Annotated in this window: 25 protein-coding genes; 11 read left to right on the forward strand and 14 right to left on the reverse strand. The window is 72.2% G+C overall.

All coding sequences use genetic code 11. The annotated features are described in order from the left end of the window. Positions 1 to 87 precede the first annotated feature (87 nt). Entirely contained in the window at positions 88 to 762 is a 675-nt protein-coding gene (locus BJY16_RS05075; RefSeq protein WP_307835717.1) for a DUF6758 family protein, read from the reverse strand. 633 nt (positions 763 to 1,395) lie between these two features. Between BJY16_RS05075 and trxA the strand changes: the two genes are divergently transcribed. The 3 genes from trxA (at position 1,396) to BJY16_RS05090 (ending at position 5,112) form a co-directional block, all read left to right on the forward strand. Beyond that, positions 1,396 to 1,809: a thioredoxin gene (gene trxA, locus BJY16_RS05080; protein WP_185037956.1), complete on the forward strand. Its 414-nt coding sequence runs from the start codon at positions 1,396 to 1,398 to the stop codon at positions 1,807 to 1,809. 134 nt (positions 1,810 to 1,943) lie between these two features. Then, on the forward strand, positions 1,944 to 3,887 hold the full coding sequence (locus BJY16_RS05085) for an intein-containing Rv2578c family radical SAM protein (RefSeq protein ID WP_185037957.1): 1,944 nt from the start codon (positions 1,944 to 1,946) through the stop codon (positions 3,885 to 3,887). Between the two features lie 817 nt (positions 3,888 to 4,704). After that, entirely contained in the window at positions 4,705 to 5,112 is a 408-nt protein-coding gene (locus tag BJY16_RS05090; RefSeq protein WP_185037958.1) for a CoA-binding protein, read from the forward strand. 496 nt (positions 5,113 to 5,608) lie between these two features. Here BJY16_RS05090 and BJY16_RS05095 read toward each other — a convergent pair whose 3' ends face one another. From BJY16_RS05095 to BJY16_RS05105, 3 genes are all read right to left on the reverse strand, one after another. After that, complete coding sequence (locus tag BJY16_RS05095; protein ID WP_185037959.1) at positions 5,609 to 6,544, reverse strand: SDR family NAD(P)-dependent oxidoreductase; 936 nt, start codon at positions 6,542 to 6,544, stop codon at positions 5,609 to 5,611. A gap of 134 nt (positions 6,545 to 6,678) precedes the next feature. Next, entirely contained in the window at positions 6,679 to 7,314 is a 636-nt protein-coding gene (locus BJY16_RS05100) for a hypothetical protein (protein WP_185037960.1), read from the reverse strand. A gap of 263 nt (positions 7,315 to 7,577) precedes the next feature. Continuing rightward, positions 7,578 to 8,525, reverse strand: coding sequence for a DMT family transporter (locus BJY16_RS05105; protein WP_185046274.1), 948 nt, complete (start codon positions 8,523 to 8,525; stop codon positions 7,578 to 7,580). 136 nt (positions 8,526 to 8,661) lie between these two features. Between BJY16_RS05105 and BJY16_RS05110 the strand changes: the two genes are divergently transcribed. Both BJY16_RS05110 and BJY16_RS05115 read left to right on the forward strand, forming a co-directional pair. Then, positions 8,662 to 9,360: an HAD family hydrolase gene (locus BJY16_RS05110; protein ID WP_185037961.1), complete on the forward strand. Its 699-nt coding sequence runs from the start codon at positions 8,662 to 8,664 to the stop codon at positions 9,358 to 9,360. A gap of 423 nt (positions 9,361 to 9,783) precedes the next feature. Further along, positions 9,784 to 10,272 (forward strand): hypothetical protein, encoded by a 489-nt coding sequence (locus BJY16_RS05115; protein WP_185037962.1) that lies wholly within the window; start codon positions 9,784 to 9,786, stop codon positions 10,270 to 10,272. Between the two features lie 526 nt (positions 10,273 to 10,798). Here BJY16_RS05115 and BJY16_RS05120 read toward each other — a convergent pair. Beyond that, positions 10,799 to 11,674, reverse strand: a complete 876-nt coding sequence (locus BJY16_RS05120) for a PhzF family protein (RefSeq protein WP_185037963.1) — start codon at positions 11,672 to 11,674, stop codon at positions 10,799 to 10,801. A 77-nt stretch (positions 11,675 to 11,751) separates the two neighbouring features. Here BJY16_RS05120 and BJY16_RS05125 point away from each other — a divergent pair, with 77 nt between their 5' ends. From BJY16_RS05125 to BJY16_RS05135, 3 genes are read left to right on the forward strand one after another with little or no spacing between them, the layout of a single operon-like run. Then, positions 11,752 to 13,020, forward strand: a complete 1,269-nt coding sequence (locus BJY16_RS05125) for a magnesium transporter MgtE N-terminal domain-containing protein (protein ID WP_221502304.1) — start codon at positions 11,752 to 11,754, stop codon at positions 13,018 to 13,020. Further along, positions 13,017 to 13,541, forward strand: coding sequence for a DUF1003 domain-containing protein (locus tag BJY16_RS05130; protein WP_185037965.1), 525 nt, complete (start codon positions 13,017 to 13,019; stop codon positions 13,539 to 13,541). The genes BJY16_RS05125 and BJY16_RS05130 overlap by 4 nt, the downstream gene beginning before the upstream one ends. 32 nt (positions 13,542 to 13,573) lie before the next feature. Continuing rightward, on the forward strand, positions 13,574 to 14,722 hold the full coding sequence (locus tag BJY16_RS05135) for an Mrp/NBP35 family ATP-binding protein (protein WP_185037966.1): 1,149 nt from the start codon (positions 13,574 to 13,576) through the stop codon (positions 14,720 to 14,722). Between the two features lie 146 nt (positions 14,723 to 14,868). On the opposite strand, the gene BJY16_RS05140 is transcribed toward BJY16_RS05135, so the two are convergent. Beyond that, positions 14,869 to 15,306 carry a twin-arginine translocase TatA/TatE family subunit gene (locus BJY16_RS05140; RefSeq protein WP_185037967.1) on the reverse strand — a complete coding sequence of 146 codons (438 nt, stop codon included), beginning with the start codon at positions 15,304 to 15,306 and terminating at the stop codon, positions 14,869 to 14,871. Positions 15,307 to 15,377: 71 nt separating this feature from the next. Then, complete coding sequence (locus BJY16_RS05145) at positions 15,378 to 16,643, reverse strand: S1C family serine protease (protein WP_185037968.1); 1,266 nt, start codon at positions 16,641 to 16,643, stop codon at positions 15,378 to 15,380. Between the two features lie 253 nt (positions 16,644 to 16,896). Here BJY16_RS05145 and BJY16_RS05150 point away from each other — a divergent pair, with 253 nt between their 5' ends. Beyond that, complete coding sequence (locus BJY16_RS05150; RefSeq protein WP_185037969.1) at positions 16,897 to 17,505, forward strand: O-methyltransferase; 609 nt, start codon at positions 16,897 to 16,899, stop codon at positions 17,503 to 17,505. Here the strand turns inward: BJY16_RS05150 and BJY16_RS05155 are convergent. Both BJY16_RS05155 and BJY16_RS05160 read right to left on the reverse strand, forming a co-directional pair. After that, positions 17,482 to 18,873, reverse strand: coding sequence for a leucyl aminopeptidase family protein (locus BJY16_RS05155; protein ID WP_185037970.1), 1,392 nt, complete (start codon positions 18,871 to 18,873; stop codon positions 17,482 to 17,484). The genes BJY16_RS05150 and BJY16_RS05155 overlap by 24 nt on opposite strands. A gap of 77 nt (positions 18,874 to 18,950) precedes the next feature. Further along, positions 18,951 to 19,118 carry a DUF3117 domain-containing protein gene (locus BJY16_RS05160; protein ID WP_014447667.1) on the reverse strand — a complete coding sequence of 56 codons (168 nt, stop codon included), beginning with the start codon at positions 19,116 to 19,118 and terminating at the stop codon, positions 18,951 to 18,953. Positions 19,119 to 19,391: 273 nt separating this feature from the next. On the opposite strand from BJY16_RS05160, the gene BJY16_RS05165 reads away from it, so the two are divergent. Both BJY16_RS05165 and BJY16_RS05170 read left to right on the forward strand, forming a co-directional pair. Beyond that, entirely contained in the window at positions 19,392 to 20,189 is a 798-nt protein-coding gene (locus BJY16_RS05165) for a PaaX family transcriptional regulator (RefSeq protein WP_185037971.1), read from the forward strand. Then, positions 20,186 to 20,974 (forward strand): enoyl-CoA hydratase-related protein, encoded by a 789-nt coding sequence (locus BJY16_RS05170; protein WP_185037972.1) that lies wholly within the window; start codon positions 20,186 to 20,188, stop codon positions 20,972 to 20,974. Before BJY16_RS05165 ends, BJY16_RS05170 begins: the two co-directional genes overlap by 4 nt. A gap of 50 nt (positions 20,975 to 21,024) precedes the next feature. Here BJY16_RS05170 and BJY16_RS05175 read toward each other — a convergent pair whose 3' ends face one another. The 5 genes from BJY16_RS05175 to ndhC all read right to left on the reverse strand — a co-directional run bounded on the left by BJY16_RS05175 (position 21,025) and on the right by ndhC (position 23,524). Next, entirely contained in the window at positions 21,025 to 21,534 is a 510-nt protein-coding gene (locus BJY16_RS05175) for a hypothetical protein (protein WP_185037973.1), read from the reverse strand. Positions 21,535 to 21,539: 5 nt separating this feature from the next. Then, on the reverse strand, positions 21,540 to 22,118 hold the full coding sequence (locus tag BJY16_RS05180) for a DNA-3-methyladenine glycosylase I (protein ID WP_275408058.1): 579 nt from the start codon (positions 22,116 to 22,118) through the stop codon (positions 21,540 to 21,542). Further along, the gene (locus BJY16_RS05185; RefSeq protein WP_185037974.1) at positions 22,115 to 22,588 is read right to left on the reverse strand and encodes an SRPBCC family protein; all 474 of its coding nucleotides are present in this window, start codon (positions 22,586 to 22,588) and stop codon (positions 22,115 to 22,117) included. Before BJY16_RS05185 ends, BJY16_RS05180 begins: the two co-directional genes overlap by 4 nt. Then, complete coding sequence (locus BJY16_RS05190) at positions 22,585 to 23,067, reverse strand: DivIVA domain-containing protein (protein WP_239177193.1); 483 nt, start codon at positions 23,065 to 23,067, stop codon at positions 22,585 to 22,587. The genes BJY16_RS05185 and BJY16_RS05190 overlap by 4 nt, the downstream gene beginning before the upstream one ends. A 79-nt stretch (positions 23,068 to 23,146) precedes the next feature. Beyond that, on the reverse strand, positions 23,147 to 23,524 hold the full coding sequence (gene ndhC, locus BJY16_RS05195; protein ID WP_185037975.1) for an NADH-quinone oxidoreductase subunit A: 378 nt from the start codon (positions 23,522 to 23,524) through the stop codon (positions 23,147 to 23,149). Positions 23,525 to 23,585 lie beyond the last annotated feature (61 nt).

Raw genomic sequence — 23,585 nt, forward strand, 5'->3', positions numbered from 1 at the left:
CGGGTGACAATCAGCGCCGCGGCAGTACTGACGGTATCAGCTTGGTCGCTTCGTGTGAACAAAGTACCCAGAAAGCCGATTCTCCGGTCACACACGACCGTGCAGGTACGGCGAGGGCGCTCCGAACACCAGCTCGGGCGGCACTCCCTCGGAGAGATCGTGCAGGACGACATGCTCCGCGAGGAGATAGCCCGCGCTTGCCGGCCACGCTACCGCATAGAGCCACATTCCCTTGGCCTCACTCACGTACGCGCTTCGATCCTCCGGTGACTTGACACACCACAGAGGAGTCGGGTGTCCGCCCACTTTGATCTTCGCGTGCGGACCGGATCCGGCGCCGTGGTCGGAGAGCGTCTCGGAGAGCAGATAGCCCGGGTCGAGGCCGGGGATGCCGGCGAACCGGGTGCCCAGGCCGACGCCCGGCTGCTCGGCGATGAAGACCAGATCAGCCGGCCCGCCGCCGAGCGGCTCCGGCCCGCTGCAGGCGAGCGCGGTGGCGCGGACCCCGGAACGGTCGTCACCCGCCCAGCCGACCCCGGTGACCGTCCACCCGGGAGGCAGCGGCCAGGGCCCCCAGAGCGGGATCCGCTCCGGGGCGGCCGACGACTCCCGCAGCACCGTCCCGACGATCTCCGCGCTGATGTGCTCGGCGACATGGAACGGGGGGACGTCGCCACAGTTGTCGCAGCGCCAGTTGCTGTGCATCAGGTCCGGCTTCCGAACCTGAGCAGCGCATCTGGGGCAACTCACCGTGACACCCACACCCCATACCGTGCTGGTCCGGGCAGCCCCCGTCAAGCGGATCGGCAGAACACGGAAACCAGGGGCGGATGACACACCGCCGGGTGTACGGGTCGGCGACGCGAGCGCACCTGGAGGGATTCGGCCTTGACCGGGGCCGTTCGCGGGTTAGGCTGTCGCATCGGTGATGCCGACGGACGCTTCACGCCGGCGATGCGGTGCTCCTGACCGGAGACGTTCCCGACAGGAGACGCAATGAGCGGCGGGGCCCTCCCCGGCACCCGCCGCCCACGCTCTGTTGGGAAAGAGTTTGCCTTACCGTCCGTATCCATGTGAAGGACTTTCGGATGTGACCCAGGTCACATTTAGGTTTATTTACAGATTCTTTCGGCCGCTGGTCGCGCTCCCACGGACGGTGCAGAGGCTGGGCAAATAGCCCAGATCACGTGATCATGGCGCGAATCACCTGCGGGGCGCTGTCGGCAAACTGACACCGGTCGCCTACTATCAGTTACGATAAGGACTCCGAGGTCGCCGCGCCGGCCCCGCCGCCGAAGGTGCCGCACGCCACGTGTCGCGGGCCGCGGAACGGGAATGGTGAAGAGGTACCAGGAGTTTCAACCGACGAAAGCGATTCCCGCAGACGGAGGCATCATGGCGACGGTTACGCTGACCACAGCGAACTTCGACGAGGTCACCAGCAAGGACGGCATCGTGCTGGTCGACTTCTGGGCCAGCTGGTGCGGGCCCTGCGTGCGCTTCGCACCGACCTACGAGCGTTCCTCGGAGAAGCACCCGGAGATCACCTTCGGCAAGGTGGACACCGAGGCCGAGGCGGCCCTCGCCGCCAAGTTCGACATCCGGTCGATCCCGACGATCATGGCGGTGCGCGACGGCATCGTGGTGTTCGCCCAGCCCGGAGCGCTCCCCGAGTCGGCCCTGGAGAGCCTGATCGAGAAGGTCGAGCAGCTCGACATGGACGAGGTGCGCGAGCAGATCGCCGCGCACAAGAAGGCGCACGACCCCAAGGCGCGCAGCGCCGAGGAGCCCGCTCGCGCAGCGAGCTGACCAGCACAAACTTCAGGCCCGCGGACCGGTCACGGTCCGCGGGCCTTTTGTTTTCCGCCTTCGGTACGCCGGCCGTGTCCACAGTCTCCGGAAGTGGTGGACACGGGTCTCGTACGTGTGTTCGAATAGCCGCCATGCGATGGTCCAACCTGTCGGCCGGCCCCGATTCGTCGGTCGGCCCCGACGACGGCTCGCTCCTGGACAGGGCAGTGCCGGCGGCTCCACCCCTGCCGCTGGCGCTGCCCGGCGCGACCGTCCGCACCTTCGACACCCCCGGGTTCGCCGGCATGACGTTCTACGAGATCCGCGCCAAGTCGCTGATCAACCGGGTGCCCGGCGCCTCCCGGGTGCCGTTCGAGTGGACCGTCAACCCCTATCGCGGCTGCTCCCACGCCTGCACCTACTGCCTGTCCGGCGACACCCCGATCCTGCTCGCCGACGGCACCACCCGGCCGCTCGCGCAGCTGCGCCCGGGCGACTCGGTGATGGGCACGATGGGCGCCGGCCCGCACCGGCGCTATGTGCCGACCACCGTGCTCGACCACTGGGCGACCAGCAAGCCGGCCTTCCGGGTCACCCTGTCCGACGGCACCCGCCTGGTCTCCAGCGGCGACCACCGGTTCCTCACCGACCGCGGCTGGCGGCACGTGAGCCCGGCCGAGCCGCACCAGCCGGCACTGGCCGTCGGCGACCTGATGTTCGGTGTCGGCCACTTCGCCGAGCCGCCCAAGGAGTCCCCCGACTACCAGGCCGGTTTCCTCTGCGGCCTGCTGCGCGGCGACGCCGCCGGCCGGGCCACCCGGCAGGGTGACGCCTGGGTCCGCGCCGACCGCTACCTGGAGGACGTCTCGCTGCCCGACGCGCTGCGCTGGCCCGAGCTGCCGTCCGGCGAGTGGTTCCGCGGCTTCCTGGCCGGTGCGTTCGGCGCGGTCGGCCGGGCCGAGCGGCTCGCCCTCACCTTCGAGAGCACCGACCGGATCTACCTGCGCTGGATCACCGAGGCACTCACCCACCTGGGGCTGACCAGCCGCACCCCGGTGCGCTGCCACGCCGGCCGTCCCGGCCGGGTGGAGACCGGCCGCGACCTGTGGGCCGCGCTGCGTTTCCGGCACCTCACCGGCGTGCTGGACGCCCCGCTGGACGCCTCCGGCGTCGGGGTGCGGGCCGACCGCCGGCTCGCCGTCGCCGACATCGAGGACCTCGGACTCACCCTGCCGCTCTTCGACATCTCCACCGGCACCGGCGACTTCATCGCCGACGGCGTGGTCAGCCACAACTGCTTCGCCCGCGGCACCCACAAATACCTGGACCTCGACCCCGGCCACGACTTCGACACCCGGGTCGTGGTGAAGGTGAACGCCGGCGAGCTGATCCGCCGGGAGCTGGCCGACCGCCGCTGGTCCGGCGCCCCGATCGCGATGGGCACCAACGTCGACGTCTACCAGCGCGCCGAGGGCCGTTACCGGTTGATGCCGGAGATCCTCACCGCGTTGCGCGACCACGCCAACCCGTTCTCCATCCTCACCAAGGGCACGCTGATCCTGCGCGACCTGGAGCTGCTGCGTCAGGCCGCCGAGGTGACCCGGGTCAGCCTGGCCTTCTCGATCGGTTTCGTCGACGAGCGGGTCTGGCGCTCCGCCGAGCCCGGCACCCCCAGCCCACGCCGCCGCCTCGACGCGGTCCGCCGGCTCACCGACGCCGGCTTCCCGGTCGGCGTCCTGCTGGCCCCGATCCTCCCCGGCCTCACCGACACTGAGGACTCCATTGACGAGACGGTCAGCGCGATCGCCGCGGCCGGCGCCACCAGCGTCACCCCGATCCCGCTGCACCTGCGCCCCGGCGCCCGCGAGTGGTATGCGTCGTGGCTGGCCCGGGAGTACCCGCAGCTGGTCCCCCGCCACCGAGCCCTGTTCGCCAACGGCGCCTACTCCCCCCGCGCCTACCAGGACGAGCTGACCGCCCGCGTCCGCATCGCGGCCCGCCGCCACGGCCTGCACCGCCCCACCAACGCCCAGTTCCGCTCCCTGTCCGCCGAGGAGCCGCCCACCCCACAGCCCACCCAGCTCACCCTCCTCTGACCCTGCCTGGCCACACATCGCTGGCCGCGCCCCGCCCGAGCCGCCGCCCCTGTCCCGGCTGCGCGGCATGGCCCCGGCACCGCGGCATGGCCTCACGCGGGCCGGCACCACCCACGGCCTGGCCTCACGCACGGGTTTGAGTGCCACGCGGGCCGGCACCACACACGGCGGCACCACCGGCGGCCCGGCATCACCGGCGGCCCGGCCTCACGCGCGCGTTTCACCTGCTGCCCGGCGCCACGCGGCCCGCTTCACCCGCGGGCCGGCACCACCCACGGCTCGGTCTGCTTCACCCACGGTCCGGCGCCACACGGTCCGGCACCACCGGCGGCCCGGCACCGCCCGCGGCCCGGCCTCACGCGCGCGTTTCACCTGCTGCCCGGCGCCACGCGGCCCGCTTCACCCGCGGGCCGGCACCACCCACGGCTCGGTCTGCTTCACCCACGGTCCGGCGCCACACCGTCCGGCACCACCGGCGGCCCGGCACCGCCCGCGGCCCGGCCTCACGCGCGCGTTTCACCTGCTGCCCGACGCCACGCGGCCCGCTTCACCCGCGGGCCGGCACCACCCACGGCTCGGTCTGCTTCACCCACGGTCCGGCGCCACACCGTCCGGCACCACCGGCGGCCCGGCACCACCGGCGGCCCGGCCTCACGCGCGCGTTTCACCTGCTGCCCGACGCCACGCGGCCCGCTTCACCCGCGGGCCGGCACCACCCACGGCTCGGTCTGCTTCACCCACGGTCCGGCACCACCCGCGGTCCGGGAACGGGTCGATCGACGTGGGTGATGGGTGGGGAAGTGGATAAAGTCGAGGTATGCGAAGCGCTCAGCAGATTCTGGCGGAGGCGAACGTCATCGCGGTGGTCGGCGCGTCACGGGACCCGTTCAAGCCGTCGCACACCGTTCCGCTTCAGATGCTGCGGCACGGGTGGCGGATCATTCCGGTCAATCCGTTCGTCGACGAGGTCTTCGGGGTGCGGACCGTGCCGACGCTGGCCGACCTCGACGAGCCGGTCGACCTCGTCGACATCTTCCGGCCGGCGCGCGACGCGGTCGAGGTGGTCCGGCAGGCCGTCGCGATCGGCGCCCCGGCGGTGTGGCTGCAGAGCGGGATCGTCTCGGCCGAGGCCCGCAAGATCGCCGAGGAGGCCGGCATCGACTACGTCGAGGACCGCTGCCTGGCCGTCGAGCGCGCCGTCGGCCAGCTGACCAAGCTCACCTGACCAAGCCCTTCCGACGGGACCCGCCTGAGGTCGTCTGAGCGGGACCCGCCTGAGGTCGTTTGAGGTCGTCCGGGAGAGCCGCGGGTTGCGGTGGAACAGGCCGCCGCAAAGACACCCCAAGCCCGCCCGGAGCCGGAGCGTGGCGCAACAGGCCGCCGCAAAGACACCGAAGCCTGCCCTGGGAGCCGGAGCGGGGCGCAACAGGCCGCCGCAAAGACACCCGAAGCCCGCCCGGGCAGCCGCGGAGCGGGGCGCAACAGGCCGCCGCAAAGACACCCGAAGCCCGCCCGGCGAGCCGTGGAGCGTTGGGGAACAGGCCTCCGCGAAGACACCCGGGAGCCCGCCCGGGGAGCCGGGAGCGTGGTGGAACAGCCTCCGCAGAGACGCCCGAGTGCGCCCGGGAGCCGTGGAGCGTGGTGGAACAGGCCGCCGCGGAGAGGCCCGGAATGCGCCGAGGCCGGCCCCCACGGGGACCGGCCTCGACCACGAAACGCGCTCAGCGGAACTGGGCCTCGCGGACACTGTTGCCGCCGTCGACCACCAGCATCTGGCCGGTGATGTAGGACGCCGCCGGTGAGCACAGGAAGGCCACCGCCGCGGCGACCTCGTCCGGGGTGCCGGGGCGGCCGATCGGCGTACCCAAACCCTGTTTGATCTCGGTGACCGTGGAGGCGGCGGTGTAGATCGTGCCGGGGGCCACGCAGTTCACGTTCACCCCGTCGGCGACCAGCTCCATGGCGAGCGCGCGGGTCAGGCCCACCACGCCGGCCTTGGCCGCGGCGTAGGCCGCCTCGGTCGGCAGCGCGTTGACCGGGCCGGCGGTGGCGGCCAGGTTGACGATCCGGCCCCAGCCGCGCTCCGACATGCCGCCGACGAACGCCCGGCTGCACAGGAACGCGGTGCTCAGGTTCCGGTCGATCTCCGCCTTCCACTCGTCGAGGGTCAGCTGGGCGACCGGGCGGAGCACCTCCGGGCTGGCCCGGCTCGCCAGACCGGCGTTGTTGACCAGCACCTCGACGTCGCCGAGCTGGTCGGTGATGGCGTCGGCGAGCGCGCCCACCTCGGACTCGTCGGTCAGGTCCGCGACGAAGCCGGTGATCCCCAGCTCGGAGGCCCGCTCGTGGATGCGCCGGGTGGTGGACACGATCGCCACCCGGGCGCCGAGGTCCCGCAGCCGGCGCGCCGTCGCGTAGCCGATCCCGTCGGGGCTGCCCGCGCCGGTGACCAGCGCGACCTTCCCGTCCAACCGCAACGTCACCGCAGCCTCCGCACTCGCCTCCTCGAACTCGGCCTCGACCACCTCGGGAGTGATCTCGGCCGGGCGGTCCGGGTCACTGCCGGGCACGCCCGACCGGGGTGGGCGGCTGTCGGCCGGTCGGGTGGCGTCACGCCGCGAGGGGCTGCCGCCGGAGGTGCGGGCGTCGAAGACCATGCGGCGATCCTGCCCGCTCCCGGGAGCCGGGGCAAACATCCGCGCCCCCGTGGCGTACGCAGCGTTCCGGCCGGGCATCCGGCCCGACCTGCGACCGGGGACCCCTGGTGACGATATTCCGACACGCCGGGAAGTCAGTCGCGGTCTTCCGGAGAGATCGAAGAACCGCTGGTCAACGGGATGACCGGGGCCTCCTCGACGAAGACCAGCGGGGCCTCGGCGCCGTAGTGCGCGGGCAGGTCGCGGCGCGCCCGGTCGACGTCCCGGGTGCCGATCTCGACGCCGGCGCCGTCGTGGCGACTCCCCACGGTGACGATCCGCACCCCGCGCGCCGCCCAGAACGCCAGATCCGCCACCACCCGGTCGTGCCAGGCGCCGAGCTCGGCGATCGGGTGCGCGGCGTCCCGCACCACGACACAGCTGTGCCCGGCCGCCCCGCGGATGAACTCGTCGAACTCGCCGCCGGCCGGCACCCGGTAGACGATCGCGCGTACCCGCGCCTGGTCCACCTCGATCCCGGCATAGCTGTCCGGGAACCGGGTCCGGCCGCCCTGCTCGATCCGCTCCATCGCGGCCTGCAGCGCCGCCGGCGTCACCGGCATCCGGACGCCACCCATCACGGCGTGCTCCGGCGGCCGGCTGAACTCGCACCCCGGGGTCCGCCACTCGCCCGCCGGCCCGGGCCCCGCCGCCTGGTCAGCGCCCTCGAACTCGCCACATCCACCGATCATGAGCACCCCGGCGAGGAGCAGCCGGCCGAGCCGTGACATCGCATCCCCCCTGAATACCGCGCTCCCGCCCGGCGCGCCACCGCAGGGCGCCGTAGATGCAACGACCCCACCGCCCTCACCGGGACGGCCGAATCCGATAAACCCCGCGAAACCGGCCAGGCACGCCGAGCGTTCCGGCATCCCCGCCGCTTCCGCACCGCTTCGGCGAGATCACCACCGTTTGGGGTACGGCGGGAGCACCGGTCCGCGGAAGCGTGGCGGGGCGCTGCCGGGCGTACCGAAAACTGGTCTGTCCGGTCTTGTCAGGTGGGCAGGGACTCGTCGGCCAGGGCGGGAGTGGCGCCACGGGTCCGGCGGGTGGCGCCGAGGATGACCACGGCTACGCCGCACAGCAGGAGGCCCAGGCCGGGGAGGGCGCCCGGGCGGGGGGACTGGCCGAGCCAGAGCCAGGCGAGCAGGGCGGCGCCCGGGACCTCCAGGAGGATCAGCACGCTGACCGTGGTGGCCGAGGTGTGCTGCAGGGCGTAGTTGAACATCGAGTGCCCGAGCAGCTGCGCGCCGGCCACCAGCCCGAGGATCGCCGCCCAGGTGCGGCCGTTGTAGCCGGTCAGCGGGATGCCCGCGGCCAGGCAGACGATCACCAGCAGGACGGCGCAGACGCCGTAACAGATCCAGGTGTACGTGGTGGTGCTCAGCGCCGTCCGGGCCTGCTCGCCGAGCGCCGTGTAGACCGCCGCGAAGACCGCCCCGAGCAGCGCCAGCACGTCGGCGAGCACCGCCTGCCCGGACACCCCGGCGTCGGCGCCGGTCGCCCAGGCCGCGCCGGCCACCGCCAGCGCGATGCCGAGCCAGCCGGCCGGCGACGGGCGCCGCCCCTGCCAGGCGGCGATCAGCCCCTGCCAGACCGGCTGGGTGGCGACCAGCGCGGTCGAGGTGGCCACCGTGCCCAGCTGCACGCTCGGCATCCAGGTGCCGAAGTGCGCGGCCAGCGCCACCCCGGCGAGCAGACAGAAGACCCCGGCCCGGCGCCGGGAGCCGCGGATCGCGTCGCGCACCTCGGCCCGCCGCGGCCCGAGCGCGACCGGGGTGAGCGCCACCGACGCCAGGCCGTTGCGCCAGAACGCGACCGCCAGCGCGGGCGCCGCCGCGAATGCGATCAACGGCGCCGACGAGGAGACCGCGCACACCGCCACGGCCAGCGCCAACGCGGTGAGCAGCCGGATCGGTTGCCCTGATGAGCGCATATTCATCACCGGCCGTCGCTATTCGCAGAGTCCAGCGGCGAGGTTTGCCACTGTCGGTTGGCGGACAGTGACGGAGTCGCTACAGTCACCGACGGCCCCACGGCTTATTTCCATCCCTCGATGCCCCAGGAGGCGGATCTTCATGCCCGCATACCGTGCGGTGGTGTTCGACTTCTTCGGCACCCTGACCCGCTCGGTTCAGCGTGGTCCGCAGCACGCCGACATCGCCCGGTCGCTCGGCGCCGACCCGGAAGCGGTGCGCGGCGTGCTGGACCGGACGTTCCGGGCCCGGGCCTGCGGCCGCTACGGCTCGGCCGAGGCCACCCTGCGCTGGGTGATCGAACAGGCCGGCGCCCGGCCGGCGCCGGCCGCGATCCGCGCCGCGATGCCGGCCCGGGTCGACGCGCTGCGCGCCGACACCCAGCTGCGGCCGGACGCGGTCAGCGCGCTCACCGCGATCCGGCGCCGCGGCGTGCGCACGGCGCTGATCAGCGACTGCACCCACGAGCTTCCCGCCTTCCTGCCCGGGCTCCCGGTGGCGCCGTTGCTGGACGCCCAGATCTTCTCCGTCGAGCTCGGCGTCTGCAAGCCGGACCCCCGGATCTACCTGGCCGCGTGCGAGCGGCTGGGGGTCGCCCCGCAGGACTGCCTGTACGTGGGCGACGGCGGCAGCCACGAGCTGACCGGCGCGGCCGCGGTCGGCATGACCCCGGTCCGGCTGGCCGCCCGGGACCTGGCGAACCATCTGGTCTTCGACGCCGACACCAACTTCGCGGGGCGTACGGTCCGGTCGCTGACGGAGGTGCTGACGCTGCTCGACCACACTCCGGCGCTGGTCTGACCGGCGGTCGGCGGCTGGCTGTCAGGGGTGCCTCGAGGCGACTCAGACACCCCTCACGCCCAGCCGGCATGCGCGTGCTGGCCGTCAGAGGTGTCTCGAGGCCACTCAGACACCCCTCAGGCCTAGCCGGCATGCGCGCTTCGGCTGGGTGCCACGGGTGCCTCAAGGTCGCGCAGACGCTTCTCACCGGGCGCGACCCTGCTGGCTCTCAAGGGTGTCTCGACAGGGTTGCGCAATCCTGCTGGCTCTCACAGGTGTCTCGACAGGATTGCGCGACCCTGCTGGCTCTCACGGGTGTCTCGACAGGGTTGAGACACCCATAGCGGCCAGCCGGCTGCGGGACCTGGGCTGGGCCGCGGGGCTCGGCTGAGTTGCGGGGCGTGAGCGTGGGTGGTCCGGCCGGCGGCGTGGAAGGATGACGGCGTGGCAGGTGTGCTGGAAGAGGCGATCAAGAAAGCGTCCATCGCCTGGATCTCGGTGGACGGCGGTCCGGCGTACGCGCTCTGGTGCATGCCCGTGGAGACGTCGCTGGCCGTCGTCACCGGGCCCGGCGAGCAGTTCGCCCCCGGGCTGGCCGAGGCGACCCGGGCAACCGTCCGGCTGCGCGGCGACCACGGCGGCCTGATCGTGCAGACCGAGGCCACGGTCACCCGGCTCGACCCGGCCGGCGAGGAGTGGGCGGAGATCGCCCCGCAACTGGCCGGCAAACGGCTGAACGCCTCCGGCAGCGCCGAGGAGGTGGCGGCCCGCTGGGCGGCGGAGTGCGCGGTGGTCCGGCTCACCCCGGCCGACGAGACGCTGGTCGCCGCCCCGGATCTGGGGGTCGAGTCCGGCGCGGCACCTCCGCGCGAGACGCCGGCCCGGGTGCCCACCCGCAAGCCGTTCCGCCTGCACAAAGTGGTCCGCCGCTGAACTCGCCGGTTTTCCACATTCCGGCCCTGTCCACAGCCCACCGGGCAGATCCGCCCCTCACTCCGCCACACTGACCAGCGGGGGCTCCCCCAGGGAAGGGCGGGGGCTCGTGATCGGTGGCGACCTCAGCCAATGACGGGCAGAGGGCTGGCCATCGGTGACCGCCTCGGCCAACGAAGAGCGGCGGGCTGGCCATCAGTGACCGCCTCGGCCAACGAAGAGCGGCGGGCCGGCCATCGGTGACCGCCTCGGCCAATGAGGGGCGGAGGGCCAGCGATCAGTAACCGCCTCAACCGATTACAGGCCGAGGGGCCGGCCATCAGTGACCGCCTCGGCCAACGAGGGGCGGAGGGCCAGCGATCAGTAACCGCCTCAACCGATGACGGGCCGAGGGGCCAGCGATCAGTGACCGCCTCAGCCAACGAAGGGCGATCAGTGACCGCCTCAGCCGATGAACGGCACAGGGCCGCCGATCAGTGACCGCCTCAGCCGATGACGGGCCGAGACCCGGCGATCGGTGACCGCCTCAGCCGATGAAGGGCGGGACGGCAATCCGGCCGGTGGCGACCGGGTGGACGTGGCCGCTCACGGTGGCGGACGTGGCGGCTCCGGCCTCGGCGGTCACCGTGCAGGTGAGCAGGGACGGGCGTTTCATCTCCAGGCCCTGGTGGACGCGGTAGGCGGCGACGCCGTCGGCGGGGAGCCAACCGGCGTCGACCAGCCAGACGCCGAGGCCCAGGGCCGCCGAGCCGGTGGCCGGGTCCTCCCAGACCGCGTCGCCGGGCACGAAGACGCGGGCGTGTGCCTCGCCGCCGGACCAGGAGAAGACGCTCAGTTCGGTGATGCCGTGGCGTTCGGCGGCGTGGACGTCGAGGCGGACGGCGGGCAGGGCGGATCGGCGTACCGGGAAGAAGGTCCAATCCAGGCCACAGCCGGCCGTGCGCGGTGCGGCGGCCGCATCCCCGGCGTAGTCGTCGGCCGTCAGGCCGGTCACCTCCAGCAGCGCGGCCGGGTCGACCGGATCGCCGAGCCGGGGCGTGGCGCCGGTCAGCGTGGCCGCGCCGGCGGCGGTCACCTCCAGCGGCAGCAGCCCCGCGCCGCACTCCTGCACCACCCGGCCCGGGCCGAACCGGCCCTGCCGCATCAGGGTGACGGCGGTGCCGACGCTGGGATGGCCGGCGAACGGCAGCTCGGTGGAGGCCGTGAAGATCCGCACCCGGTAGGTCGCCTCGGGCGTGGTCGGCGGCAGCACGAAGGTGGTCTCGGCCAGGTTGAACTCGCGGGCCAGGGTCTGCATCTGGTCGGCGGCCAGCTGCTCGGCGCCGAACACCACCGCGAGCGGGTTGCCGGCGAACGGACGCTCCGTGAACACGTCGACGATCTCGTAGGCCACGGTGGACATGTCCGGACCCTAACCTAATCTGAGGCGATGACCATGGGGACGACGGTTTGTCCCTCGCCTAACCTTGGGCGGTGACCATGGGGACGAGGATTTATCTGGCCCGGCTGGCCGGCCTGCCGGTGTTCGACCCCAACGGCGACCGGGTGGGGCGGGTGCGGGACGCGGTGGTGCGGCTGCGCACCACGAACCGGCCGCCGCAGATCGTCGGCCTGGTGGCCGAGATGGCGCTGCGCCGCCGGATCTTCCTGCCGATCGGCCGGATCACCGGCATGGACGCCGAGTCGGTCGCGCTCGGCACCGGCTCGCTGAACCTGCGCCGGTTCGAGAAGCGGCCGAACGAGCTGCTCGCCGTCGAGGATCTGCTGGACCGCCGGGTCACCGTGGCGCCCGAGCACGCCGGTGGCGCCGCCCACCAGGGCGTGGTGGTGGACATCGGGATGGAGCTGAACCGCAACACCGAGTGGCTGGTCACCCGGGTCGCGGTCCGCGAGCACACCGGGCGGCTGGCCCGCCGCGGCCACGTCTACCAGGTGGAGTACGACCGGGTCCGCGGCCTGGTCGGCCCGACCGACACCCAGGGCACCTCGAACCTGATCGCGCTGCTCGACCAGATGCGCCCGGCCGACATGGCGAACGCGCTGCAGGACCTGCCGGACGCCCGGCGCAACGAGGTGGCCGCCGCGCTGGACGACCGCCGGCTCGCCGACGTGCTGGAGGAGCTGCCCGAGCACGACCAGGTGGAGATCCTGGTCGGGCTGGACCGGGAGCGGGCCGCCGACGTGCTGGAGCGGATGGACCCGGACGACGCCGCCGACCTGCTCGCCGAGCTGCCGAAAACCGAGCAGGCGGTGCTGCTGGACCTGATGGAGCCGGACGAGGCGGCGCCGGTCCGGCAGCTGATGAGCTACCGCCCGGGCACGGCCGGCAGCGTGATGACCTCGGAGCCGGTGATCATGACGCCGGACGCGACGGTGGCCGAGGCGCTGGCCCGGATCCGCGAGCCGGAGCTGTCCCCGGTGGTGGCCGCGCAGGTTTTCGTGGCCCGGGCGCCGTCCGCGACCCCGACCGGGAAGTATTTGGGCATGGTGCACTTCCAGCGGCTGCTGCGCGAGCCGCCGGCCTCGATCGTGGGCGGGCTGGTGGACAGCGGCATCGAGCCGCTGCGGCCGGACATCGGGCTGGCCGAGATCACCCGGCGGATGGCGACGTACGACCTGGTCGCGATGCCGGTGGTGGACGGCACGCACCGGCTGCTGGGCGCGGTGACGGTGGACGACGTGCTGGACCATTCGCTGCCGCGGGACTGGCGTGACCGGGACGCCCACGAGGACGAGGAGCCGTCGTGAGCGAGCCGCGCCGCGATCGCCTGGATCAGCCGCGCGAGCCCGGCCGGGTGCAGCTGCCGAAATTCGATCCGGAGGCGTTCGGCCGGTGGTCGGAGAGCATCGCCCGGTACATGGGGACGGCGAAGTTCATCGTCTACATGACCGTGGTGATCCTCGCCTGGTTCGTGTGGAACGCGACGGCCCCCGACGACCTGAAGTTCGACCCGTACCCGTCACAGTTCCTCACCCTGGTGCTGTCGCTGCAGGCGTCGTACGCCGCCCCGCTGATCCTGCTGGCACAGAACCGGCAGGCCGACCGGGACCGGCTGGCCATGGAGGAGGATCGACGCCGGGCGCAGATGCAGAAGGCCGACACGGAGTACCTGGCCCGCGAGATCGCGTCCCTGCGGATCGCCATGGGCGAGGTCGCCACCAGGGACTTCCTGCGTTCCGAGCTGGCCCGGCTGGCCGGCGAGCTGGACGACGCGGCGCTGCGGCGGGAGAAGCGGGCGCGCACCGAGTGGGAAGAAGACCACCCCTGACCTCGGCATAGCCCCGACGTAGCATGGGCACCATGTCCGCTCCAGCCTCAACTCTCGAGGACGCGATCCAGGCTGCCTTGGCGACCGTCGACGACCCCGAGATCCGCCGCCCGATCACCGACCTCGGCATGGTCCAGGGCTTCACCGTCAGCGACGGCCTGGTCAAGGTCGATCTGCTGCTCACCGTCGCCGGCTGCCCCTTGCGGGACAAGCTGAACGCCGACATCACCGCCGCCGTGACCCAGGTCCCCGGGATCACCGGTGTCGAGATCAACTTCGGGGTGATGAACGAGGACCAGCGCAAGGCGCTGCAGACCACCCTGCGGGGCGGTGGCGCGGCGGAGCCGGTAATCCCGTTCGCCCAGCCCGGCTCCCGCACCCGGGTCTACGCGGTGGCCAGCGGCAAGGGTGGGGTCGGCAAGTCCAGCGTCACGGTCAACCTGGCCGCCGCGCTGGCCAGGCGTGGCCTGTCGGTCGGCGTGATCGACGCCGACATCTACGGCCACTCGGTGCCCCGGATGCTCGGCGTGGAGAGCAAGCCGACCCGGGTCGAGGACATGATCATGCCGCCGCAGTCGCACGGTGTGAAGGTGATCTCGATCGGCATGTTCACCGCGGGCAACGCCGCGGTGGTCTGGCGCGGCCCGATGCTGCACCGGGCGCTGCAGCAGTTCCTCGCCGACGTCTACTGGGGCGACCTGGACGTGCTGCTGCTCGACCTGCCGCCGGGCACCGGCGACGTGGCCATCTCGCTGGCCCAGCTTCTGCCGAACGCGGAGATCCTGGTCGTCACCACCCCGCAGATGGCCGCCGCCGAGGTGGCCGAGCGGGCCGGCGCGATCGCGCTGCAGACTCACCAGCGCCTGGTCGGCGTGGTGGAGAACATGTCGTGGCTGGAGCTGCCGGACGGCTCCCGGATGGAGGTCTTCGGCGCCGGTGGCGGCGAGACCGTGGCCGAGTCGCTGACCAAGACGGTCGGCGCGCGGGTGCCGCTGCTGGGTCAGATCCCGCTGGACACCCGGGTGCGCGAGGCCGGCGACGCCGGCAACCCGATCGTGCTGGCCGACCCGGAGGCGCCGGCCGCGAAGGCGCTCGACGGGGTCGCCGACAAGCTGGCCGTCCGCCGCGAGTCCCTGGTCGGCAAGCCCTTGGGCCTCATGGTCAACGCGAAAAGGGGCTAGCACCGCGATTCGCCGCCGATGACTTGGCACCTGGTTTTTCGACGCCCGCGGGGTTTGCGGGTGGCGGAAAACCAAGTGCCAAGTCATCGGTTACCAGGCGAATCGCCGCGGAGCGAAGCGAAGCCAGCTAGTAGAGCGAAGCCAGCCTACGTAGCGTCCAGGTCGAAACGCTGCGCCGGTCGGGGAGCCTGAGGCACCTCGGCCGGCGCGCTGCTTTTACCGACGCTCTTCAGGTCGGACGCGGTCTCGTTGAGGTTCGACTTGACGCCGTCGAGGTCGGTCTTGACCCCGTTCAGATCCTGCTTCACGTCGTCGAAGAGGCTCTGCAGCGGCTTGCGCAGCGCCTGCTCGTCCTCCTCGCTGAGCAGGTGCTTGCGAATGAACGCCTTCGGGTGCAGGTCCTCCAGCTGGATGTCGGTGCCCAGCTCGCGGCTCAGGTCCGAGGTCGCGTTCTGCGCCATCGCGCGGAGCCCGCGCAGCATCCGGAGCCCGTCACCGAGGACCTTGGGCAGGCGTTCCCCGAAGATCAGCAGTGCGAGCAGGAGCAGCGCGCCGATCTCCCACCAGTTCAGATTCTCGAACACGAGCGGCCCTCCCAAGGCGTCCGGGAGCAAGCGTACGCACGAGACCGGTGACCGGACACCCCGCCTGCCGGTTAGTTGGTGTCGGCCGCCAGGGTGACCGAGGCGGAGGCGGTCTTGGTGCCCCGCCGGTACTCCACCGCGACCACCGCTCCGGGAGCGTGCTTGCGCACCAGAGCGACCAGATCGGTGCCGTCCTGCAGCGGGCGCCCGTCCAGCTTGGTGAGCACGTCACCGGCTTTCAGACCGGCGGCCGCGGCCGGGCCGGCCGGCTCCACCGCGCGCAGCTTGGCGCCGCCGGAGCCGCTGCCGCCGCCCGCCGTCGCGCCGATCACCGTGCGCCGCGCCTTGCCGGTGTCGATGATGTCCTGGGCGATCCGTTTGGCCTGGTTGATCGGGATGGCGAAGGCCAGGCCGATGTTGCCGGCCTCGGTGTCGGTGCCGCCCACCGAGCGGATCACCGAGTTCACCCCGACGACCTGGCCGGCCGCGTTGACCAGCGGGCCGCCCGAGTTGCCCTGGTTCACCGCGGCGTCGGTCTGGATCGCCGCGTAGTAACGGGTCGGGCCGCCCGACTCGCCGGCCTCGATGGTGCGGTCCAGGGCGCTGACGATGCCGTACGTCACGGTGTTCTCCAGGGCCAGCGGCGAGCCGAAGGCGAGCACCGGGTCGCCGACCGCGATCGCGTCCGAGTCGCCGAACTCGATCGCCGGCAGCCCGGACTGTGCGATTTTGATCACGGCGATGTCCGACTCCGGGTCGCGCCCGACCAGTTTCGCCGGGGCGGTGGAGCCGTCGCTGAACGAGACCGACATGGCGTCGGCGGCACCGTCCACCACGTGGTCGTTGGTGATCGCGTAGCCGTCCGCGGAGACGATGAAGCCGGAGCCGATGGCCCCGGTCACGTGCACGGTGACGACGCTGGGCTGGACCGTCTTGGCCACCCCGGCGAGCGACTCCGGGTCCCGGTTGACCGACTGCGGGGCCTGCTGGCCGGCGCCGCCGAGCTGGGTGCCGGCGCCGGTCACATAGCCGCCGCGGACCGCGAAGACGAACCCCAGGGTGCCGCCGATACCGCCCGCGAGCAGGGCCGTGAGCAGGCAGATCAGGAGAACCGGCGCATACGACCGGCGGGGTGCGTCCGGGTCCGGCACCGGGTCGAGGGCCGGGCCGCCGGACGGGGCGGGCGGGGGCAGCACCACCGCGGACGGGGCCTGCGGGTCCCGCCACGGGTCGTTGAGCGCGTCGGACCACCAGGGCGATCCGGGCGGCGGCTGCTGGTGCCCGCCGGGCGCAGGAGACGCCGTGGGTGGCCGGCGCCAATTCCAGCCGTCGGTCACGTCGGGGCCTCCACTCGTCGCTCGCCCGGCACCGCATCCAGGATGACACGGATCGGCGGGGTCGTGCCGTCCAGCCGTGGCCGCCGAGTCCCGACTGGGCTGTTTATCCATCGACAGCACCGTGCATCACCGGTTGTCATCGCTCTACTCTCTATTCCGATGTGCGCGGTTGTACCGCCACGTCGCCCCTGCCGCACGGAGGTTCGTCATCATCGGTCCCGCCCGCTCCTTCGGTCAGACACCGGGCCACGCCATGCCGTTCGCGGAGACCTACGCGGCCGAGGACCCGGTGCTGCAGACCGCCCGCTCGCTGGCGCACGAGCTCGGGCTGCCCTGCGTCTCGCCGGGCGCCGGCTCGGTGCTGCGCCTGCTGGCCGCCGCGGGCAACGCCAAGGCGGTGGTCGAGATCGGCACCGGCACCGGGGTGAGCGGGATCTGGCTGCTCCGCGGCATGCGCCCGGACGGGGTGCTGACCACCATCGACGTCGAGCACGAGCATCAGCGGATCGCCCGCCGGGTGTTCGTCGAGGCCGGCTTCGCCCCGTCCCGGACCCGGATCATCAGCGGCCGGGCGCTGGACGTGCTGCCCCGGCTCGCCGACGGGGCGTATGACTTGATCTTCGTGGACGCGGACACCACCGAGTTCGCCGCCTGCACCGACGCGGCGCTGCGGCTGCTGCGCCCGGGCGGCGTGCTGATCGTCAACGGGGTGCACGCCGGCGGCCGGATCAACGACCCGGCCGCCCGCGACGTGGACACCCTGACGGTGCGCGAGACGGTGAAGGCGATCCGCGAGTCGGAGGACTGGATCCCGGCCGTCATCTCGTCCGGCGCCGGATTACTGACCGCCGTGAAGCGCTGAGAGGTAACGGATCAGCGTCCGGGCGCCCCAGCCGGTGGCGCCCTTGGTCAGCTCCAGGTCGTGGTCCTCGGCCCAGGACGGCGCGGACATGTCCAGGTGCGCCCAGGATGTCACCTCGCCCATGAACTCGCGCAGGTAGAGCGCGGCCACCACGGAGTGCACCTGGGTCGGCGAGCTGTGCCGGTCGGCGATGTCGCTGCGCAGGTATTCCACGTAGTCGGCGGGCAGCGGCAGCCGCCACATCCGCTCGCCGGCCGCCGTGCCGGCCGTCTCCAGGGCCGCCGCCAGCGCGTCGTCCGGGCTGTAGAGCGCGGCCGTACGCTTGCCCAGCGCGACCGCGTTCGCCCCGGTCAGGGTGGCCAGCACGACGATCATGTCGGGCGTCAGCCGCTCGGTGGCGTAGCCGAGCGCGTCGGCCAGCACCAGCCGGCCCTCGGCGTCCGAGTTGGTGGTCTCGCTGGTGGTGCCGTCGTAGTGCCGGATCACGTCGCCGGGACGGAACGCCGCGGCGCCGATCGCGTTCTCGGCGAGCGGGAGCAGCGCGGTCACCCGGACCGGCAGGTCCAGCTCGGCGGCGGCCAGGGTGGCGCCGAGCACCGCGGCGGCCCCGCCCATGTCCTTCTTCATCAGCCGCATCGCCTCGCGCGGCTTGATCGAGATGCCGCCGGTGTCGAAGGTGATGCCCTTGCCGACCAGCACCACGTGCGGCACGGGCCCGGCGGGTGTCCAGCTCAGCTCGACGAACCGGGGCGGCGAGACCGAGCCGCCGCCGACGGCCAGCAGGCCGCCGAAGCGCTCCAGGTCGGCGCCGGCCAGCACGGTCGCGGTCAGGCCGGGCCGGTCGGCCGCGAGCGAGACCACCTGGTCGGCGAACCACTCCGGATTCTTCGTGGAGGGCGGCGTGTTGGTCAGGTCCCGGGCCAGCCAGGTGGCCCGGGCCACGGCACGCGCCTCATCCACAACACCGACATATGAGGAGATGTCGGAAGCAACTAGATCCACCCGGCCGGACCGTGGTGGCTTCGGCGCCTCGCGATAGCGGTAGCCACCGAGCCACAGGCCCTCGGCGAGTTCGCGCACGGCCGCCTCGGGCAGGCCGGACGGGAGCACGACCTGGGCGTGCTCGTCATCGGCCAGCGCCCGGACGATCCCGGCGCCGGCGGCGCGCCAGCCGCCGTCCCCGATGCCGGCCAGCAGCACCCGGGCCGGTCGCCGCAGCGGCCGGGGCAGCACGGTGATCTCACCGGCCACGGCCGGCGCGGGAAGCGCGGAGATCTCCGCGCCGAGCTCGCCGTCAGGCACCTGACCAGCGGGAATCACCCAGGTCACGGTGTCGTCGAACTCTTCAGTCAACCCGATTGCGAACACGGGAGGATGACCTTTCGGTAAGACGTGGAAAGCCCGCCGGTACGGGCGGTACCGTACCGGCGGGCTCGCGTGAAACGTCAGCCGGCGATCGACTTCAACGCGTCACCCAGCGCGTTGGCCTCGTCCGGGGTCATCTCCACGACGAGACGGCCACCACCCTCCAGCGGGACGCGCATGACGATGCCACGACCCTCCTTGGTGACCTCCAGCGGACCATCGCCCGTCCGCGGCTTCATCGCCGCCATCTTGTCTCCCCTCAGACCTACGTCAGGGTCGGTGGGTTGCCCCACAGCCACTTGCTCCTGGAATGCCAGCAGCCACGTCACGTGCTCAGCCCCACGTGACGCGGTGCTCGTTTCCGACCGGCGGCCGTACAGGCCGTTTCACGTCTTCACGCGTTGCGGCCCACCGTGCCGATCAAACATTTTCCCTGATGAACACCGGCGAACCCAAACCCAGCCCGGGCGGATGTGACAGCGTCTAGCATATCGTCTTTCGGGCTGTCACAATGTGCGGTCATGCAGGCGCGGTCCGCACTCTTCGACCTGTACGGCGACTACCTGCGCACCAGAGGCTCGCGGGCCCCGGTCGCCGCCCTCGTGCGACTGCTCGCTCCGCTCGACATCGCGGCCCCGGCGGTCCGCACGGCGGTGTCGCGAATGGTGCGACAAGGATGGCTGCATCCGTTGCGGCTGGCCGCCGGACCGGGCTATCTGCTCACCCCGAAGGCGGCGCGCCGGCTGGACGAGGCGGCCGCCCGGGTGTACCGAACCGGTCGCGGCGGCTGGGACGGACGGTTCGATCTGGTCCTGATCCGGAACGCGCCGCTGGCCCGCCGGGACGCCGAACGGCTCGCCTTCCTGGGCTACGGACCGCTCAGCGACCAGGTGTGGGTGGCCCCGCGCGCGTCGGACGAGCTGGAGGCGGCGCTGCACGAGGCCGGGACCGGCTACGAGCGGTTCAGCGCCAGCCACACGGCCGGCTCGGCCGGGGCCACCGAGATCGTCGGCAAGGCCTGGGACCTGGACCGGATCGGCCGGTCGTACCAGGAGTTCGAGGCCGAGCTGCGGCCGGTGGTCAAGGCGGTCACCGGGCGCAGCTCCGACGAGGAGGCGTACGCCGCCCGTTTTCGCCTGGTGCACGCCTGGCGCTCATTCCTCTTCCACGACCCGCAGCTGCCCGCGTCGCTGCTGCCGGCGGGCTGGCCGGGCGTCCGGGCCGCCGGGTTCTTCGACAAGCACGCGGCCCGGCTGCGCCCGGCGGCGGATCGTTACGTGGAACGCTGCCTGCACGACAAAGGTAGATTCGCGCCATGACAGACGTGCTCCTCGTCGACCGCACTGACGCGGTCGTCACCCTGACCCTGAACCGCCCCGAGGCGATGAACTCCTTCACCGTGGAGCTCAAGGAGGCCCTCCGGGACACCCTGGCCACCCTGGAGACCGACCGCTCGTGCCGGGCGATCGTGCTGGCCGGCTCCGGCAACGCCTTCTGCGGCGGCCAGGACCTGCGGGAGCACGCGGAGCTGCTGGACCGGGGCGTCACCGACCTGAACACCGTCCAGGTGCACTACAACCCGATCGCGCAGCGGCTGGCCAGCATGCCCAAGCCGGTGATCGCCGCGGTGCGCGGGATGGCCGCCGGGGCCGGCGCGTCGCTGGCGCTGCTCGCCGACTTCCGGATCGGCGGCCCGGCCACCAAGTTCCTGATGGCCTTCGCCAACGTCGGCCTGGCCGGCGACAGCGGCATCTCCTGGTCGCTGCCGCGGATCGTCGGACACGCCCGGGCCGTCGAGCTGCTGCTGCTGGCCGAGCCGGTGCGGGCCGAGCGGGCCTACGAGATCGGCATGCTGTCCCGGCTGCTGGAGGACGACGAGCAGGTGCTGCCGGTCGCCCAGGAGCTGGCCGCGCGGCTGGCCGCCGGCCCGACCGTGGCCTACGGCGCGATCAAGCGGGAGCTGTCCATCGGCGACGCCGGGACGCTCTCCGACGCGCTCGCGGCCGAGGCGCAGGCGCAGTCGATCTGCGGGGCGACCGCCGACCACAAGAACGCGGTGACCGCCTTCGTCAACAAGCAGAAGCCGGTGTACCAGGGCCGCTGAAACCCGCTTTCCGGTACGCACGGAGCGCTCCGTGCGTACCGGAAATGGGTTTAGTCCTCTTCCTCTTCCTCGGGGTCCTGGTTCGCCTCGACCCCGAGGACGAAGGCCTGCATGGCGAGCTCGTCGCCGGACGGCCAGACATAGGTCGGCAGCTCGCGCGGACCGAGGTCGGACACGTGCGACCAGAACTGCCGGACCGCCTCGCCCGGGCCGGACGCCTCGATCGGCAGCGCCACGCTGACCAGCCAGTTCCGTTTCGGCAGCGGCCGGCCCAGCTGCTCGGCGAAGCGCCGGAAGACGTCCTCGGTCACCGCACCGCCGGCCGCCAGCTCACCGGCCGGGACCGGCTCGTCGAAGGCCCGGCGCAGGTAGGCCAGGGCCAGGTACTCCCCGGCTTTCTCCACCCGACCCAGGGCCACCACCTGGTCGTCGGCGACCAGGAGAACCTCGTCGCCGGCCGACACCCCGGCCGGACCGCCTTTCACCACCACGACGTCCTGCTGGAACAACCGCTCCGTCGCCCACTGCTCCGACGGGATGACCACCGACCATTGCGCCATGGCTCCTATCCCATCACGGGAACCCAGCAGCCGAGCAGGTGGTCGTCAACCATGCCGGTGGCCTGCATCAACGCGTACGCCGTGGTGGGTCCGACGAACTTGAAGCCGCGCTTCTTCAGCGTCTTGGCCATCGCCGTGGACTCCGGTGTCACGGCCGGGATGTCGGTCCGCTCCGCGGGCCGGGGGCGGGCCGCCGGGGCGAACGACCAGAGCAGCTCGGTCAGCTCGCCCGGTGCGAGATCGGCGGCTACCCGGGCGTTGTGCAGGGCGGCGTCGACCTTCATCCGGTTCCGCACGATGCCCGGGTCGGCCATCAGCCGGGCCGCGTCGGCCTCACCGAACGCGGCCACCTTGGCGATCGAGAAATTCTGGAAGGCGGCCCGGAACGCCGGGCGCTTGCGGAGGATGGTGATCCAGGAGAGCCCGGACTGGAAGGCCTCCAGGGTGAGCCGCTCGAACAGGGCGTCGTCGCCGCGGACCGGCCTGCCCCACTCCTCGTCGTGGTATTTCGCGTACTCCGGCGAGCCGGCCCCCCAGAAGCAGCGCGCCCTGTCGTCGTCGCCGATCACCAGGTCGCCGGTCACGGCAGCCGGCCCTGCTCGACCAGCCGGGCGAAACGCTTCAGCGCGCCGGTGAAGCTCAGCTTGGAGCCGGGCCAGAGGACCGGCCAGGCGATCTTGCCGATCGGGCCGGGCGGCAGGTGGAACCACTCGTGCAGCACCACCTGGGTGCGGTCGCCGGACATCGCGGTGCAGCGCATCGCGCCCGGGCCGCGCAGCACCTTGCCGCAGTGCACGACGCGGACCTCGTACGGCGCGTTGACCTTGACCACCCGGATCTCGTCGCGCAGCGCCGCCGGGCCGATCGCGGTGACCGCCTCGACCAGGCTGCCCTCGCCGCCGTCCCCCTCGACCACCTTGACCCGGGTGAACGGGATCCACTCGGACTGTCTCTCCCAGTCCATGAACGCGGCGAAGACCTTGGCGGCCGGGGCGTTCACGATCACCGTGGCGGTGACCTCCCCGGTGCCCGGGGTGGCGGCGTCGTCGCTCATCGGCTCTCCGCCGGCTCCTCGTCGGCCTTCGTCACCGTCTCCTCGGCCTTCTCCGTCGCCACCGCCGGCTCGGCTTTCTCCACCACCGGCTCGCCGGCCGGCGGCTCGGTGGCGCCCGGGGCGATCGCGGCCTCGCGGGCGGCGCGCAGCGCGTCGGCGTCCGCCATCCGGCCCTCGCGCAGCGCCGTCACCTCGGCCTCCAGCACCCCGATCAGCTCACCCTTGTAGCCGATGTCGTACGCCGCCCGCTGCAGCGCCTGATCGACCTGGGCCATCCGGTACCCGCGCCAGGCGGTGTCGAACCTGGTCCTGGCGATGTCGTCCTCGCCCAGCGGCCGGTCGCCGGGCAGCGGCACCGACTTGCCGTCCGGCTCGACCGGGGTGAGCCCGGAGTCGCCTCCGCTCAGGAGAACGGTCACGCCGAAGACGATCGTCCCGACGACCAGTGCTACGACAATGAAGAGCAGAAGCTGACTCATGCGCACGATGTTGACATGTCGGCTTTCCGTAGGCGAGTCCGCCACCCGGTAGGACTTGCCCTGCCGGTCGGGACCAGCCCTAGGTCCAGGTGAGGATCTTCTTGCGCCACGCGTAGAGGATGCCCAGGGCGAGCACGGCCACGAAGACGCCCATCTCGGCGATCGCCGCACCGCCGAAGCCGGGCAGGTCGAAAATCACCGCCCACGGGAAGAGGAAAACGGCTTCCACCGCAAAAAGCACATACAGGTACGCATAGACGTAGTACCTGATCTGGGCCTGCGCCCAGTCCCCGCCGACCGGGTCGATGCCGCTCTCGTACGGGATCCGCTTGCCGGCCGGCTCGGCGGGCCGGGCCGGGCGCAGCAGACGGTTCGCGCCGAACGCCGCCACGAACAGCAAAACCCCAGCTGACAGGACCAGGCCGAGGGTGGCGTAGGAGCCCAGATATCCGTCCACGATCGTGCAGCCTACCCAAGACCACTAGCTCGCGGGAGCGACGCATGGCTACTGTGGGCAA

The organism is Actinoplanes octamycinicus, from assembly GCF_014205225.1.
Taxonomy (GTDB): Bacteria; Actinomycetota; Actinomycetes; order Mycobacteriales; family Micromonosporaceae; genus Actinoplanes; species Actinoplanes octamycinicus.

What these genes read in the sequence shown, in the direction of transcription:
- BJY16_RS05085 (WP_185037957.1), top strand. Translation starts at nt 1,944, where the DNA reads ATGCGATGGTCCAACCTGTCGGCCGGCCCCGATTCGTCGGTCGGCCCC.
- BJY16_RS05170 (WP_185037972.1), top strand. Translation starts at nt 20,186, where the DNA reads ATGACAGACGTGCTCCTCGTCGACCGCACTGACGCGGTCGTCACCCTG.
- BJY16_RS05150 (WP_185037969.1), top strand. Translation starts at nt 16,897, where the DNA reads ATGCCGTTCGCGGAGACCTACGCGGCCGAGGACCCGGTGCTGCAGACC.
- BJY16_RS05165 (WP_185037971.1), top strand. Translation starts at nt 19,392, where the DNA reads ATGCAGGCGCGGTCCGCACTCTTCGACCTGTACGGCGACTACCTGCGC.
- BJY16_RS05090 (WP_185037958.1), top strand. Translation starts at nt 4,705, where the DNA reads ATGCGAAGCGCTCAGCAGATTCTGGCGGAGGCGAACGTCATCGCGGTG.
- BJY16_RS05185 (WP_185037974.1), bottom strand. Translation starts at nt 22,588, where the DNA reads ATGAGCGACGACGCCGCCACCCCGGGCACCGGGGAGGTCACCGCCACG.
- BJY16_RS05095 (WP_185037959.1), bottom strand. Translation starts at nt 6,544, where the DNA reads ATGGTCTTCGACGCCCGCACCTCCGGCGGCAGCCCCTCGCGGCGTGAC.
- BJY16_RS05100 (WP_185037960.1), bottom strand. Translation starts at nt 7,314, where the DNA reads ATGTCACGGCTCGGCCGGCTGCTCCTCGCCGGGGTGCTCATGATCGGT.
- BJY16_RS05190 (WP_239177193.1), bottom strand. Translation starts at nt 23,067, where the DNA reads ATGAGTCAGCTTCTGCTCTTCATTGTCGTAGCACTGGTCGTCGGGACG.
- BJY16_RS05120 (WP_185037963.1), bottom strand. Translation starts at nt 11,674, where the DNA reads ATGTCCACCGTGGCCTACGAGATCGTCGACGTGTTCACGGAGCGTCCG.
- BJY16_RS05110 (WP_185037961.1), top strand. Translation starts at nt 8,662, where the DNA reads ATGCCCGCATACCGTGCGGTGGTGTTCGACTTCTTCGGCACCCTGACC.
- trxA (WP_185037956.1), top strand. Translation starts at nt 1,396, where the DNA reads ATGGCGACGGTTACGCTGACCACAGCGAACTTCGACGAGGTCACCAGC.
- BJY16_RS05175 (WP_185037973.1), bottom strand. Translation starts at nt 21,534, where the DNA reads ATGGCGCAATGGTCGGTGGTCATCCCGTCGGAGCAGTGGGCGACGGAG.
- BJY16_RS05105 (WP_185046274.1), bottom strand. Translation starts at nt 8,525, where the DNA reads ATGAATATGCGCTCATCAGGGCAACCGATCCGGCTGCTCACCGCGTTG.
- BJY16_RS05160 (WP_014447667.1), bottom strand. Translation starts at nt 19,118, where the DNA reads ATGGCGGCGATGAAGCCGCGGACGGGCGATGGTCCGCTGGAGGTCACC.
- BJY16_RS05135 (WP_185037966.1), top strand. Translation starts at nt 13,574, where the DNA reads ATGTCCGCTCCAGCCTCAACTCTCGAGGACGCGATCCAGGCTGCCTTG.
- BJY16_RS05125 (WP_221502304.1), top strand. Translation starts at nt 11,752, where the DNA reads ATGGGGACGAGGATTTATCTGGCCCGGCTGGCCGGCCTGCCGGTGTTC.